Source organism: Virgibacillus pantothenticus (genome assembly GCF_018075365.1).
In the GTDB taxonomy this organism is placed as follows: Bacteria; Bacillota; Bacilli; order Bacillales; family Amphibacillaceae; genus Virgibacillus; species Virgibacillus pantothenticus.
In genome coordinates this window covers 1,026,266-1,041,455 of record NZ_CP073011.1, presented here as the reverse complement: position 1 = coordinate 1,041,455, position 15,190 = coordinate 1,026,266, and the positions used below count along the sequence as shown (strand labels likewise).

Annotated in this window: 14 protein-coding genes; 3 read left to right on the top strand and 11 right to left on the bottom strand. The window is 38.5% G+C overall.

The genetic code is table 11. The features are described from left to right. Positions 1 to 146: 146 nt before the first annotated feature. The 4 genes from hemY to KBP50_RS04915 all read right to left on the bottom strand — a co-directional run bounded on the left by hemY (position 147) and on the right by KBP50_RS04915 (position 5,847). Positions 147 to 1,556 (bottom strand): protoporphyrinogen oxidase, encoded by a 1,410-nt coding sequence (gene hemY / locus KBP50_RS04930; protein WP_050350269.1) that lies wholly within the window; start codon positions 1,554 to 1,556, stop codon positions 147 to 149. Next, positions 1,549 to 2,490, bottom strand: coding sequence for a ferrochelatase (gene hemH / locus KBP50_RS04925; protein ID WP_050350268.1), 942 nt, complete (start codon positions 2,488 to 2,490; stop codon positions 1,549 to 1,551). Before hemH ends, hemY begins: the two co-directional genes overlap by 8 nt. A 37-nt stretch (positions 2,491 to 2,527) precedes the next feature. Continuing rightward, a complete protein-coding gene (hemE, locus tag KBP50_RS04920) occupies positions 2,528 to 3,568 on the bottom strand; it encodes a uroporphyrinogen decarboxylase (protein ID WP_050350267.1) in 1,041 nt (346 codons plus the stop codon). Between the two features lie 107 nt (positions 3,569 to 3,675). Further along, positions 3,676 to 5,847 carry a transglycosylase domain-containing protein gene (locus KBP50_RS04915; protein ID WP_050350266.1) on the bottom strand — a complete coding sequence of 724 codons (2,172 nt, stop codon included), beginning with the start codon at positions 5,845 to 5,847 and terminating at the stop codon, positions 3,676 to 3,678. Between the two features lie 490 nt (positions 5,848 to 6,337). Here KBP50_RS04915 and KBP50_RS04910 point away from each other — a divergent pair, with 490 nt between their 5' ends. Next, the gene (locus tag KBP50_RS04910) at positions 6,338 to 6,838 is read left to right on the top strand and encodes an antibiotic biosynthesis monooxygenase family protein (protein ID WP_050350265.1); all 501 of its coding nucleotides are present in this window, start codon (positions 6,338 to 6,340) and stop codon (positions 6,836 to 6,838) included. A gap of 501 nt (positions 6,839 to 7,339) precedes the next feature. Here KBP50_RS04910 and KBP50_RS04905 read toward each other — a convergent pair. The 7 genes from KBP50_RS04905 to KBP50_RS04875 all read right to left on the bottom strand — a co-directional run bounded on the left by KBP50_RS04905 (position 7,340) and on the right by KBP50_RS04875 (position 13,226). After that, positions 7,340 to 7,819 carry a thioredoxin family protein gene (locus KBP50_RS04905; RefSeq protein WP_050350264.1) on the bottom strand — a complete coding sequence of 160 codons (480 nt, stop codon included), beginning with the start codon at positions 7,817 to 7,819 and terminating at the stop codon, positions 7,340 to 7,342. Positions 7,820 to 7,932: 113 nt separating this feature from the next. Continuing rightward, a complete protein-coding gene (locus KBP50_RS04900; RefSeq protein ID WP_050350263.1) occupies positions 7,933 to 8,367 on the bottom strand; it encodes a disulfide oxidoreductase in 435 nt (144 codons plus the stop codon). 354 nt (positions 8,368 to 8,721) lie between these two features. Beyond that, positions 8,722 to 9,357 (bottom strand): response regulator transcription factor, encoded by a 636-nt coding sequence (locus KBP50_RS04895; RefSeq protein WP_050350262.1) that lies wholly within the window; start codon positions 9,355 to 9,357, stop codon positions 8,722 to 8,724. Between the two features lie 14 nt (positions 9,358 to 9,371). Beyond that, on the bottom strand, positions 9,372 to 10,403 hold the full coding sequence (locus tag KBP50_RS04890; RefSeq protein WP_050350261.1) for a sensor histidine kinase: 1,032 nt from the start codon (positions 10,401 to 10,403) through the stop codon (positions 9,372 to 9,374). Between the two features lie 14 nt (positions 10,404 to 10,417). Next, positions 10,418 to 11,167, bottom strand: coding sequence for a cell wall-active antibiotics response protein LiaF (liaF, locus tag KBP50_RS04885; protein WP_050350260.1), 750 nt, complete (start codon positions 11,165 to 11,167; stop codon positions 10,418 to 10,420). An 11-nt stretch (positions 11,168 to 11,178) separates the two neighbouring features. Then, on the bottom strand, positions 11,179 to 12,408 hold the full coding sequence (locus tag KBP50_RS04880) for an MFS transporter (RefSeq protein WP_050350259.1): 1,230 nt from the start codon (positions 12,406 to 12,408) through the stop codon (positions 11,179 to 11,181). Positions 12,409 to 12,575: 167 nt separating this feature from the next. After that, positions 12,576 to 13,226 (bottom strand): phosphatase PAP2 family protein, encoded by a 651-nt coding sequence (locus KBP50_RS04875; RefSeq protein ID WP_050350258.1) that lies wholly within the window; start codon positions 13,224 to 13,226, stop codon positions 12,576 to 12,578. A 125-nt stretch (positions 13,227 to 13,351) separates the two neighbouring features. Here KBP50_RS04875 and KBP50_RS04870 point away from each other — a divergent pair, with 125 nt between their 5' ends. Together KBP50_RS04870 and KBP50_RS04865 are read left to right on the top strand one after the other, a co-directional pair. Then, positions 13,352 to 13,786: a ferritin-like domain-containing protein gene (locus KBP50_RS04870; protein WP_050350257.1), complete on the top strand. Its 435-nt coding sequence runs from the start codon at positions 13,352 to 13,354 to the stop codon at positions 13,784 to 13,786. A 210-nt stretch (positions 13,787 to 13,996) separates the two neighbouring features. Next, complete coding sequence (locus tag KBP50_RS04865) at positions 13,997 to 15,166, top strand: M20 metallopeptidase family protein (RefSeq protein WP_050350256.1); 1,170 nt, start codon at positions 13,997 to 13,999, stop codon at positions 15,164 to 15,166. Positions 15,167 to 15,190: the final 24 nt, after the last annotated feature.

The window sequence follows — 15,190 nt, the reverse complement described above, 5'->3', positions numbered from 1 at the left end:
ATTTCTAAATTCGTATCGTTGCTGGGATCATGTGTGGACGTGACTATTCGGTTATTTCATTATCCATAAGCACCTAAGTTTATACTTTCTTATTCTTTAAGAAAAACTACGTCTATCGGCAAACTATTAAGTAAGAATTAACTTTGTTAACGTAAAACAAAATGCAATGCTTCCTGAGCCGTTCTTTCTCCTTGTTCGATACAGTCGGGAATACCTTGCCCATCGTAGGAACAACCTGTTAAAAAGACACCTGGAATTTGCGTAGCAGCTTGTTTTCTTATTTCAGCAAGTCTTTCTAAATGCCCAACTGTATACTGTGGTCTGCCATTTCGCCAACGCGTAACAACACTAAACATAGGATTTCCCTTTAATTTCATTGCTTTGTGTAAATCTTTTAATACAAGGTTTGTCAAAGCATCATCTGACTCTTCCACAATTGCTTCTTCGCCAGGTCTACCAACATAACAACGCAACAAAACTTTTCCATCCGGCGTCGTTAATGGCCATTTTTTATGCGTCCACGTACAAGCAGTAATGTGATAATTACTGTTTTTACCGACAAGAAAACCTGTTCCATCTATATCCTTCTTTATTTTCACCTTATCAAATGCCAACACTATATTCGCTGTAGACGTGGCAGGAACATCTAAAAATGGTTTAAAGATATCATATTGACTGAACATTTTTGGCACTGTGAAATGCGGTGTAGCCATAATCACAGCGTCTGCTCTGTATACGCCCCCATCACTTAGCAATAAATGGTAGCCATGTTCTTTTTTCTCAATATGGTCCACTGCTGTTTCTAAAGTAATGTTTTCTTCGCCAATCGTTTCCCTTAACCGATCAACTATTGTACCTAATCCGTTTTGAAATGAAAAGAACGCACCTGGTGCAGGCTCCTTCGTCGTTTCCTGCTTCGCTTGAGGAATGGTTTGCTTTAATCCTTTGATTAAACTACCATACTCTTTTTCCAATTGGAGAAATTGTGGATAGGATGCTTTTAAACTCATTTCCTCAATGTTTCCCGAATGAATTCCAGATAATAGCGTTTCAATCTGATTATGAAGCAATTCATTACCAAAGCGCCGTCTAAAAAAAGCTGCTAACGATTCGTCCGTCTCATCTTTTCTTTTTCCTTTCCACAAATCTGCTAACGCCCTCATTTTTCCTTTTGGAGAGATTAATGTGGAAGACAACACTGAACGAGCGCTCTTTGGAATGCCCATAAATGTGTCCTGTGGCATACGATGGAATTTATTACCTTTTAAAATATAGGATTTACCTGTAGCATTACGAACGATTTGATCCTCAAGTCCTAACTCGTTTACTAATTTCATAGCAGGGTTTTTTCGAATTAACATCGAGTCAGCACCTTGTTCGATAGTAAAGCCATCCCGTTGCAATGTCCTTATTTTGCCTCCTAATCGACTGCTTGCCTCGACAAGCTTTACCTTGTAAGGAAGCTGCTTTTCAGCGATCTCTTTTTGTAAATAGTAAGTGGCAGATAAGCCGGTTATTCCGCCACCTATAACGACGAATTGCTTCGGATTATTCATTTGCTTCACGCTTTACTTGTTTTAATACGACATCGCTTAATGTGTTAATAAATTGCGGATGTGTATTTGGCATTGCCGGACGATAATAAGCAACACCTATTTCATCACAAACCACTTTACATTCATAATCATTGTCATACAATACTTCTAAATGATCCGCAATAAATCCTACTGGAGCATAAACAAACGCTTGGTACCCCTTTTGCTCATAAAGGTCTCTCGTGAGATCTTGTACATCTGGTCCTAACCAAGGATCAGGTGTATTTCCTTCACTTTGCCACCCTATTTCATAATTCGTAATCCCAGTTGCCTCTGAAATCAATTTTGCTGTTTCTTCTAATTGCTGCGGATATGGATCACCGTTCTGCAAGATTTTTTCAGGCAAGCTATGTGCGGAAACAATAAGTACAGCTTTTTCTCGTTCTTCTTCTGTCATCTTTCTATAGACATCAGCAATTTGATCAGCCCAATATTTAATAAAGCCAGGCTCATCGTACCAACTTTCTACAGAAGTAATCATGATGCCGTGTTTTTTAGCTTCCTCATTAGCTCGTTTATTATAGGATTGTACACTAAATGTAGAGTAGTGTGGCGCCAAAACAATCGATACTGCTTCTTCCATGCCATCTTCCGCCATTTGCTGAACTGCATCCTCAATAAATGGTTCAATATGTTTTAACCCAGTATATGCTTTAAATTCATACTCATTCTGGACGGCATTTAAGGTCGCTTCCAGCTTTTCCACTTGCTGATTCGTAATTTTTGCTAGTGGGGAAATACCGCCAATTGCTTTATAACGGTCTTTTAAATCTTGTAGTGCCTCTTCCTCAGGCTTTCTACCATGGCGAATATGTGTATAATAACGCTCAATATCCTCTTCTTTATATGGCGTTCCATAAGCCATAACTAATAATCCCATTCTCTTTCTTTGCATGATTCCACACCTCTCAAATAAAAAATTTCCGTTTTATTTACATCTCTCGATTGGTATATTCATGAATAAAAGCAGTTAGCTGTTTTAACGTAGCCGGCTGAATATCTGGCGTTACACCATGTCCTAAATTAAATACATGGTTCCCATCCGCTAAGCCTTCATCCAGGATTGCTTGCGTTCGTCTCTCTATCGTTTCCCATTCTGTTAACAAAATGGCTGGGTCCAAATTCCCTTGCAGTACCTTTGTTACACCCATTTTTCTTGCTTCTTGTATCGATGTGCGCCAATCAAGCCCGACAACATCCACTGGTAAATCATTAAATTCCATTAATAGATGACGAGCCCCCACACCGAAGATAATTAATGGAACCCCATGCCTTTGAAGTTCAGAGAATATTCTTGTCATCACGGGTTTAATAAAAATACGATAGTCAGCAGCATTTAAGCTGCCAACCCAGGAATCAAAAATCTGGATTGCTTGGGCACCAGCTTCTATTTGTGCATCAACATACGTAATCGTCATATCGGCTAACTTATCCATTAATAAAAACCACGCGTCTCGATGCTGATACATAAACGATTTCGTTTTACTGTAATTTTTTGATGGGCCTCCTTCAATCATATAGCTTGCTAACGTAAAGGGGGCTCCACTAAAACCGATCAAAGGTACTTGTAACTGCTCTTCTGTTAACAAGCGAATAGTATCGAGTACATAAGGCACATCTGCTTGCGGATTAATGGTACCAAGTTTTTCTACATCATGAATGGAATTAATCGGATTATGAATCACTGGCCCGATACCTGACTTGATTTCCACATCAATTCCTATTGCAGGCAGTGGAGACATAATATCTTTGTACAAAATTGCTGCATCAACATGATAATTTTCAACTGGTAGTCTTGTTACATACGCACATAATTCCGGCTGATGGGTAATTTCAAATAACGAATATTTTTTCTTTAACTCCCGGTACTCAGGTTGCGATCTTCCAGCCTGGCGCATAAACCAAGCAGGTGTATAATTCGTAGCCTCCCCTTTATAAGCTCGAATAATTGTATCATTAAATATGTTTGACATGCCATCCATCCTTTTTCACGTTCTTCATTTCCAATCTAACTATAACCATTACTTAGAAATGTGTATAGTATTGCCTGGAAATTGTCATTATTTTGTCTAAATTATGATTACCAACTAAGGGTTACCGTTTCAGACGGAGCACCTTCTGTTTTCGTTAACGGATCATACGGAACAACATAGTACTCTTTTGCGTTTAGCAATGCATCTTCCACAGTAAATTCCGTTTTTCCTTCGACCTCGCCAATCCGTTTATCAATTCCTTCTTCTTCCCTGTAAATTCGATATATGACTCGCTCATCGTCTGACCCTTGCCATGTTATTTTCCCTCGAAATAATGCCAGACTTCCAAAAGCGTAGTTAGCTCGTACATGTTTAATCTCTGGAAGTACAATCGGTTTAGGTAAAGCAGCCACTTCCTCTGGTTTAACAAATGAATCCGCCAACGGCTCTTGTTGATCAAGTTTAGTTAAGATCGCCTTCGCCAGTTTCGTCGGGTACGCACTTCCACCTGATAAATAGTGTTGTTTATCTGTTTGGTCATAACCCATCCACAATGCCAAGGCATATTTTGGTGTATACCCTGCAAACCAAGCATCTTTCACTTTTCCTTTCACTTGCGGGTGCTGTGTCGAACCCGTTTTCCCAGCTAATGCTTTTTCAAAGCTCCCTGCAGTCGCTGTTCCTGACTTAACGGTCTGTTGTAGCATTTCTGTCATATTCCAAGCTACTTGAGGACTGAATACTTTTTCTGTTTCTAATTTTGCTTGAAACAATTTATGTCCTTGTTGGTCCATAATCTGGTGAATAGAATGAGCTTTTACCACATTCCCTTGCTGTGCAAAACTGGTATAGCCTTCCATTAATGCGGCTGGCGTTACCCCTGTAGATAAACCACCTAAAGCAATTGCTAATCCTTCATCTTTTATAGGGAGATGGAGTTTTTTTAAATATTTCTTGGAGTTTACAATCCCAATTTCGTTTAACAGCCATACAGCAGGCGCATTTTTGGAATAAATGACCGCATCATAAATCGAAACAACACCATCATATTGATCATCATAATTTTTAGCAGTATAACCATCGTAGGTTCGTTTTTGATCAGGTATTAATGTGTAAGGATGATATTTTTCTTTCATCATGAGCGCAGGTCCGTAAACAGCTAGTGGTTTGAAGGTTGAACCTGGTTGCCTGGAAATTGTCGCCCGATTCAATTCGCCAAACGTAAAATCTCGCGCGCCAATGACAGACACAATCTCTCCTGTTTTATGATCCATCATCGTGAAAGCACCTTGCACATCCTTTGTACTTCCAGGGAAATACGTATCATTTTGAAATTGCTCGTGAGCGATTTTTTGAGCGTCCGCATCCACATTAACAACCAGACGATAACCACCTTGTTGTAATTCCTCTAATGATAAATGGTGCTCTTGGGCTGCTTCCTTCATGACAAAATCAGTATAATCGGACCACCATGGCTCAGGATTCCATTTATTTACTTGTATATCCAGCTCCTGTTTTTCTGCTTTATTGCGCTGTTTTGAGCTTATAGCACCGACATCATTCATCGCATAGAGTACCGTGTTCCGACGGTTTATCGCTTTTTCGGGATGGTTTATCGGTGAATACCCATTCGGTGCCTTAACAAGACCTGCTAACAGCGCACCTTCCTCGATAGATAGCTCCGTCACATCTTTAGAAAAGTAATAATCAGCAGCTGTAGCAATACCATAAACACCATGACCAAAATAAATTTCATTTAAATACAGTTCTAAAATACGATCTTTAGACAGCGTCTGCTCTAGATAAACTGCTGCCATAACTTCTTTTGTTTTACGAAGCCATGTTTTCTCATGGTTCAAAAATAAATTTTTGACGAGCTGTTGCGTAATGGTGCTAGCGCCTTCCACCTTCTGCATTGCCAAAATATCTTTGTAGACGGCACGAAAAACAGAGCGAAAGTCGACTCCTTCATGATCATAAAATCGTCGGTCTTCAATGGCAATAAAAGCATCTTGCACATGTTCAGGAATTTCATCTAACGTAGTCAACGTCCGATTTTCATTATACAGTCTACCAATTACCTTACCATCCTTCGTTTCAATCGTTGTCGTTGCATCCAAAAAGAACTGCTCATCATCAACAATCAGTCGACCACCAAATATAATCGCAGCATAACCGACGAATCCTAATACTATCAATAATAAACTACTATATAAAATAATTTTCCATTTTTTCAATAAGCGTGAGCGCTTCTTCTTCCTTCTCTCTATTCTGCTCATTGGTTCACCTCTACACTATCACTCCTACATTATACGACACAATGCTACAATCTTAAAGTATTTATATTTCATATTAAATAATAATTGTTTCAATTTTTTCTTGTTATATAATATGTGTTGGGACAAGCAAATAACTGAAAACTTTAAGGAAAATACACGAGTCAATTTGATGGGAACAGCTCAAAATCAGAAGTAACCTTCATCACATTAGTTAATGGAAAATGTACATATCTTTATAAAATAAAGAAGCTATCATTTGACTTGGAACCCATTCACTAAGTTAGTATAGTAGTAGCACCCTTGCTTCCTCTGTAAAGCAACACGAGAAATCTTAGCACTAAAGTCGTTTTCACACTTAAAAAGCAGAAACCGCATCCAGAATTAAAACACACTAAATTGTTCAGACATTCCTACAGTCTATGTAACCGCATACGAAATTTTTGGGCTTATCGTCCCGCCAAACTATTTAAATAGAAAAGGAGGCAATCCAATGCTTGCTCACATGACAAATGGTACCGCAGATTTTTTGCAAAAATTAATTGATAAACATTCAGGTAAAAGGATTTGGCTGATGCATGCTGAATCTAGTTCACTCGCTTATTATGAAGATCAAGCGAAAAGCATTTTTGTATCTGGAAGAGACTATGATATTTTAATCAAGAATGGAGAAATACAAGCGGAAGGTTATGTCGTTATGAATAACATACCTGTAACAGAGGAAGGTCAACCGGTTTTTGAACATCAGTTTCAAAACCGAAGGCACGATATGGAAAAGATGCCAGGATTTCAAGCATTTCGTCTGTTAAAACCGAAAAAAGGAAATACCTACGTTGTGTTTACACAATGGCGCTCTGTACAGGATTTCGAAAACTGGAAAACGTCGGATCATTTTAAACAAGCACATAAAAATACGTCTGTTAAGCCACCTGATTACTATGCGGACCGCCCATTTTTAACCGCTTATCATATGACTGTTGAAGATGACAACTGATTCTCCGCGGGGCGCCCGTTTAGCAACGTAGCGAATGGAACGAATCAACGAAAGATAAAGTGAACCTTCAATCAGCGGGGTTTTCTTCATCCCCGCTGATTGTTAGTACCACCAGGGTATGACCTAAAGGCCCTTGAACGAATCGGGGATTTAGGTGCTGTTACCTCCCGCTTCGACTTGTTTAGCTCTACATCTTCCATTCTTGAAGTGGGAGTCTACAACGCCTTTTTACGGGATAAAGGAATCATGCCACTAAAAACAGGGGTATGCCGACGCCTGAGCGGCAAGCCCGTTTTTAGTCGGCCTTCCCCTTAGCGACGAACCGATGATGCCTTATCGTAGGGCGCATTTCTAAAATCGCCTCGTTGCTGGGCTCGGCTCATACGCCGGACGTGACGATTCGGTTATTTCTTTATCCACAAGCACCTCATTTTATCGTTTCTTATCTTACTAGAAAACCAGCTAAATAAAAGCTGGTTTTCTAGTAAGCTCTTCACTATTTTACTTGGTTACATATTGATCGAAAAAGGTTTGAAAATTTTCCTCTCCCTGATCACCGACAATGCGAGATACCTCTTTGCCATCTTCAAAGTGGACTAAAGTCGGTGTAGAATCAATTGCATAGACATCCCATTGGTCTTTAAATTCTCGTAAATTCATTTTTTTCATATCAATCTCATTATCTTCTGCTAACGGAACGAGATATGGAGTGGTTGCTTGACAATGCGAACATAATGGATCGTAAAAATAAACTGTTACAGGATCGCCACTGTCTACTTTTTCTTTTAGCTCATCTGGCATAATTTGATTTTGATAGTTTGGATCATCTAATTGGTCAATCGTACCTTGGTGCAACTCTTTATCTCCATATGGATTGTTATTATCTTCAACTGCTTGCTTATTTTTATAATCGATAACAAAATATAAGCCTGCAAATAAAATAACAATGACACCTATAAAAATAGTTATTTTTTTGCCCATGATTTCAGCTCCTTTTGAGAAGAGGTTCTACGACATTATATATTACTCATTTTCTCTAGTAAATCATTCTGCCAATTTTATTTAGTTTTCACTCTAAAATAGAAAAATTTAACTTAATTCCTTGTTTTGTATGTACGAATTAAGCTGACATGCAACACAAAGATAATGATAAATGCTGTTCCCGCTAAAAAGGGAATCGTGATAAAGTCTAACAGATTAATATAGACGACATTGCACGGTACGACACCGCACGCCCGGCCTGCCTCCTTTAACGCTGGAAGCTTTTGCACAAGATAATGATAAGTCGACACAAACATTCCTATTCCACTCAGAATTAAACCTGGAAGTGCCATAGATACATCTCTTTTAAACACTGCTACTCCATAAATGATGACAAGTGGATACATCAATATTCGTTGTATCCAGCATAACTCACAGGGCGGATACCCCATTATTTCAGAAAAAAATAAACTTCCAAGTAAAGCAACAAAAGCTTGTGCCCAAATAAGCAGCAGTAGATTTTCTTCCTTTTTCGATAGTTTCACCATGGATATATCCTTTCTCCAAGAATGATCGTTCTGTGCGACAATAAAGTGAATCTTCCACCAGTAGGGGGGTTCTTCATTACCTACTAGTGTTGTTAGGCACCACAAGGAAATAGCGCTGTTATCTCCCAATTAGGCTTGTATAGTATGGATTTTCCTAATTCTTGAAGCAGCAGTCTTTCAGCACCTTATAGTGGGCTTCCCATATTTTGTTTCAATAGTATTATACAAATAGAGACGAAGAATAGCAAAGAAGGAATGTTAAGAAATTTTCTCACATTCCATTTTATGTCCTTTACTTACTATATAATTACATTCAACAGAAAATAAATCGATACAAAAAATAATGATTTATACTTATTTAAGATGAAACAACCGATTGCGATGTACATAAACAGCTGCTTGTGTGCGATCACTTACTTCAAGCTTTGACAATATATTACTCACATGAGTTTTTACTGTTTTAATTCCAATATATAATCGTTCACTTATTTCCTGATTCGTTAATCCATTTCCAATACATAATAAAACTTCAAATTCTCGGTCAGTTAAATATTCATGTGGCTTTTTCTCGCCTGTGCGAAAATTGCTCATCCATTTCCCAGCTACTTTTGGTTCAATCACTGCTTCTCCCTGATAAGCTTTTTTAATTGCTTCGGTAATTTCGGTAGCTGAGGATGTTTTTAATAAATAACTAAATGCTCCGGCCTCTAGTGCAGGGAATATTTGCTCGTCATCATAAAAGCTCGTTAAAATAATAACTCTACACTCTGGATACTGCTGCATAATTTGAGCTGTTGCCTCTATTCCGTTTCCCTCTTCCATAATTAAATCCATTAAAACAACATCTGGACGATGTTGTAAACTGATCCTAGCTCCTTCCTTCCCATTTGCCGCTTGTCCGATTACCTCAATTTCTTTATCTGTGTGCAAATAAGCGACGATTCCTTTTCTTACAATCTCATGATCATCAACGACGATTACCCGAATCATACTTTTCCTCTCCTCTAACAAGGTATACGAATATCGACATATGTCCCCTCTCGTTCACTGGAACGAATTCGAAATGTCCCTCCTAATTCCTCACTGCGTTCCTTCATTGTTTTTAATCCATAAGATGCTTTTCTTTCTTCGTCCACATTAAAACCATTTCCATTATCGCTAATATGAAGCAATAGCTCATCCGAACGATTAGAAATCTGGATGACTACTTTAGACGCATTAGAATGACGCAAAATATTTGCCAGTGCCTCCTGCACAATACGAAATACATGTTCTTCAATTGTCTCCGTAATATTCAGGTTATCAGGTAGTGATAATTGAAAATCGATGTGGCTTTTTTGTTGTAACTCATTTACTAGTTTAATAATTCCCTTATCTAATGGCTCACCTGATAAATAGACGGGGCGTAAATGCAATAATAACGCACGCATTTCTGTTTGCGATTGTAATGCCGCTTTTGCTACCTCCATCATTTGTTTCTTTGCTAATTCGGGAGCTTCATCCAATTGTTTGATTGCCGCTTCGGAAAACATAGCAAGTGCAAATAATTGTTGACTGACAGCATCATGTAAATCCCTTGCAATTCGCTGTCTTTCTTCCATTACGGCAGTCTTATAAGAGTTTTTGGCCATATCAGCTCTTTCATCAGCCATTCGCTGCAAGGACTTTACTTGATCTTGCAGCGCCTCTCCTAATGCATTCATCTCATTGGCTACTCTCGTAATCTCATCGCCTTCTTGAAAATGCAACCGTGATTGATAGTTTCCATTTGCAAATTGAGTAATCTGTGTAGATAAATAATCGAACCGGTATTTCAAATCACCGCCAGATTTAAAACCCGCATAAATAGAAACGATAAGTGCAACTAAGAAATAAAGAAACATAAATAAGAAAATTCCCTTAATGGTTAACCAGGTCGGTTCCAATAAAACATATATTGTTAACAACGTTGCAAGTAACACGATAAATGATAGAAACAGCCCATATAATTGGGAGCGAATATAGCTATAGCGAATACTAGCAAAACGGTGATTCATCCATGCTCCCTCCTCTACACTTGATCGATGCGAATCGATCCAGCTTCAAGTTTAACGGTAAAATCAATTTTGCGCACAGCAAATTCATAGTCCTCACTTTGATACGAAAGCACCCGATGGATCCCCTCTGCGCGTTGTCCTACTACCTCAATTTCTCCTGCTCGTACCATTGCTTGGATTCGAAAAGGGATATGCTCAGGTATTAAGATGGTCACATCTCCTGCTAATGAGCGGATACTAAATGGGATTTCCTGTTCAGGAATAAAAGCTTTGGAGAGATCTAAATAGAAATCTCCAAACAGCGAACTTAGCTTCGTCGGCTCCACTCTCCAATTAGGTCTCGTATATTCATAAGTCCCGATGGAAAACTTAGAAAAAATAGGATCCGTATCTTTTTGATCTTCTTTCTGCCAATTTACATATGAAAAACGATTATCTCGTTTTAAAAATTGAACGCCAATGTAGATAATCAGTAGCGGCCATAGCTTCCATACGTCAAAAAAGCCAAATGACAATACTTCAAATCTATCAAGCAACAGCAGCAAGCCAAACAAAAGGAGAAACGAGCCTGCTACCCAGCTTCCACCCTTTTTACGCATATATTGGATAAGCCACTTCCCGCCAACAAGCACAAAGAAAACAGGATATAGGTAGACCCATATCTCGTATGCATCAAAAGCAATCACTCCTAGATTAAATAGGACAAGTATAACTCCAATTCCTATGATAGAAACTGCGATAAACAATCGAATTAAATCTTTCATATATATCACCTCTACATTCCAAGGGTACGAAGACGTTTAAATTTAAAACTTATAATAGCTATAATAACGATAAAAATTCCACCTCCGATCATAATATACCGTATATCTACACCTAACGCGATTAACGTAGAAGTTACAACATAAGAAACTGGAATTAAACCTGTAGATACCGTCACTAAGAGCCCCATTATTCTCCCTAGCATGCTTTTATCGACTGTTTTTTGCAAAATAGTAAAAATCGGAATGTTAACGAATTGCAATAAAGCAGCCATGATTAATACTAAAATAGCACTGATATACAGATGCGATGATATTCCAGTAAACGTGTAGAGGCAGCCAACCACCAATAAACTGAATAATATAACCTTTTTGTAGTTCGTTATTTTTTTCACTGCTAAAAGAATGGCTCCAACCATTGCACCGACCCCCATTGCTGTTTGGATCGTTGCCAAGTTAATAGCACTTCCCTCAAAAACATCCTTTACAATAATCGGCATCCCTATGGAAAAAGGACCCGAGAAGAAAAAATTAATAAAAAAAGCAATAAACATAATTGCCATGATAAATTCACTTTGACGTACATACGCTAAGCCTTCCTTTAACTCAGTCCACGGGGAATGATCTCTTTTTCCTTCGTTCCCCTGCTTTAGTTGAATAAAAAGCACCGTCAAAGAACCTATCAATAGCATAACACAAGCCACAGAAAAAACGCCTTGAAAACCTAATACGGCTATTAATGTTCCGCCTAAAGCAGGGCCTAAGATAGGGCTTATTTGCATTGTCATTTGAATTAATGAATTTCCTCGTTGTAGCTGATCTTCTTTCAATAATAACGGTGTCATCGAATTCGTAACCGGATAACTAAATGCGTCGGCAATTCCAAACAACGTTGCCAATATTATTAAATGCCATGCAGTTACAACATCTAAATAAAGAAATAATAAGAGCGTAGCAATTAATAAAGCTCGCAACAAATCGGATAGAAATAAAATGGTCCGTTTATTAAATCGGTCAGCAACAACTCCACCAACCGCCAATAATAGTAATCTTGGAACAGAAGCTGCGAAAAACAGCATTCCAAAATAAACTCGATTTTCACTTAATGTTAACATTAACCACTCCGCAGCGATTAAATAGATATAATACCCTGGCGCAGAAAAAACAGAACCGATGAATAATAACAAAAAGTTCCTGTTTTTCAAAATAGAGTTCCCCTGCCTTGTTTTTGACATTGCTTCCATTTACTATGTCTCCTCTCCAAAATATATACTCATGTTTAAACAGTTTAATTTGATTTTTCAGCATATACTACAAACCACATGCTAAATATCAAATTATCAACATCGTCTATATATAAATCTTATCCGTATTGGAAAAAGAGAAGAACCACCTAGGGACTGCTTTTTTCTCAGCCCCTAGACGGAGAAGCCTGCTTGTCTGCTAACCACTGATAAAGTCGTATGAAGCCGAACAAGCATAAGAACCCAATAAAAAACCCTGCCAGCACGTCAGTTAAATAGTGAACATTGATGATGTAACGGCTCATGCCAATCAATACAATCAAGCCCGCAAAAAAGACTTGGACAAGCTGTTTCTTCTTCGCCCCTTTTAGTCGCTTGGAAAGGAAAAATGCTACTAAACCGTAACAAACCATTGAAATCATGGCATGACCCGAAGGAAAGCTATGCCCTTCCGCGTTTGCTGCAATTAAAATACTAGGTCTTTCCCTTTCTACAAGCTGTTTAATTGCCACATTAAAATAGTGCGTAAAAAGTGTCCCTAGGCTAAAAATAAGTGCAGGTAACATATTGCGGTACAACCACCAAAAAACGATCGCCATCACAATGACAAACGGGATCGTAAATGTGGATGATCCTAGTTCTGTTATCCAGCGAAACATAGTGTAAACTTCCGTATTATCTAATCTGCTAACTAAGTCTCGTGTCCATTGATCGACATAGGGAACCGTTTGATTCATTAATTTATACATCCAAAGTAAGGTTAAAACTATCCCCACCATAAAGATGAGTCCATACAAATAACTTGTCCTAATTTTCATGGCGTAAGCCCCTCCGATCAGTTTAACTTTTTTCTTTCATCTTACCCGAATTTAGGTTTTAAAAAAACATAGCAGGGAATTAAATAAATGGAGTCAAAAAGAGTTTACGAAAGGATGGATAACAAATGGACAAAGAACTTCAAGCATTAATTGACGGATTAAATGAAGACTTAGCACATGAATATGGCGCAGCTATTCAATATACGTACAGTGCCTCAGTAGTAAGTGGATTATACCGTTCTGCACTAAAGCCTTTTTTTGAAGCAGAAATAAATGATGAGTTAGGACATGCTTTATATTTATCGGAAAAAATCAGCTCATTAGGCGGTACACCTACAACCAAAGCAGCTGAAGTACCGCAACCTACTGATGTCAAGGATCTGTTACAAGCTACCTTACAAGCTGAAACAGATACAATCAAACGCTATGAGGAAAGGAAAAAACAGGCAGAAAACTTAGGCTATACCGAGCTTGTAGTGAAACTGGAGGACCTCATAGCTGATGAAACCCATCATAAAGAAGAAATTGAACGACTTCTAGCTGACCCCCGATTAGCTTAAAGTGAAATAATTACTCATTATTAACTAACTGAGACGATTAGCTTGTAGAGACCATTTTTCTCTACAAGCTTTTTTTCATGCCATCACCTAAAGATTATCTTCATCGCGAACACTTTTCATGCATTTTTTTGTCTTATATTTCAAAATATATATTCTTTTCATGACCTGCTAATGTTATAATAACAACTAAAACATCAGGAGGTTCTTGCTGTGCTAGAGCAAATTCATCAATCCATCGATGAGCTTTATGAAGAAATGGTACAGATTCGCAGACATCTTCATCAATACCCTGAACTCTCGTTTCAGGAAACAAAAACGGCTGCTTATATTGCCAATTATTATGAAGAACTAGGATTACCGTATGAAACTAATGTTGGAGGAAATGGCGTCATTGCAACATTAAAAGGCACAAAACCAGGAAAAACGATTGCTTTGCGGGCTGATTTTGATGCTCTGCCAATACAAGATGAAAAAGACGTCCCCTACCGTTCAAAGGTAGACGGTGTGATGCATGCATGCGGGCACGACGGACACACAGCTACCCTGCTAGTTTTAGCGAAAGCTTTAAAAGCGTACGAGCAAGATTTTCCTGGAACGGTTGTTTTTTTACATCAACACGCAGAAGAATATGCACCAGGTGGAGCGAAACCTATCGTTGATTCAGGTGCTATCGACCATGTCGACGCCGTCTTTGGCACACATTTATGGGCGACAACACCACTTGGAGTATTACAAACTTCCAAAGGTGCTTTTATGGCGGGCGCTGATCGTTTCGAAATAGAAATTCAAGGAAAAGGCGGTCACGGTGCGTATCCGCATGAAACAAAGGATGCAATCGTGATCGGCTCGCAACTTATTTCACAGTTGCAGCAAATCGTCAGCCGAAGAATCGACCCATTAGATACAGCTGTTGTAACAATAGGTGTTTTTGAAGCAGGGGAAGCATTTAATGTGATTGCAGATAAAGCAAGACTCGTTGGAACGGTTCGCTACGTCAATCCTTTATTGCAGGATAAAATCATAGCTGAAATGGAAGCAGTGATTAAAGGGGTATGCATAAGTAACGAGGCCACCTATTCGTTTGATTATATCAAAGGGTATCCGCCTTTAATTAATCATGCTGAGGAAACGGAATTATTATTACAAATTGCCGAAGATATGAAAGAAATTACGAGGACAGAAGAGGTAAATCCTTCCATGGCTGGAGAAGATTTTGCATACTATTTGTTGAAAAAACCGGGAGCATTCTTCTTTACAGGCGCTCAAAAGGATGCACAACCATATCCACACCACCATCCGAAATTTGATTTTCATGAACAAGCCATGCCAATCGCTGCAAAAACATTAATAACGACTTATTTTGCTTATCAAGCTAAGTAATAATGTTTTTACTTTTCCTTAGTC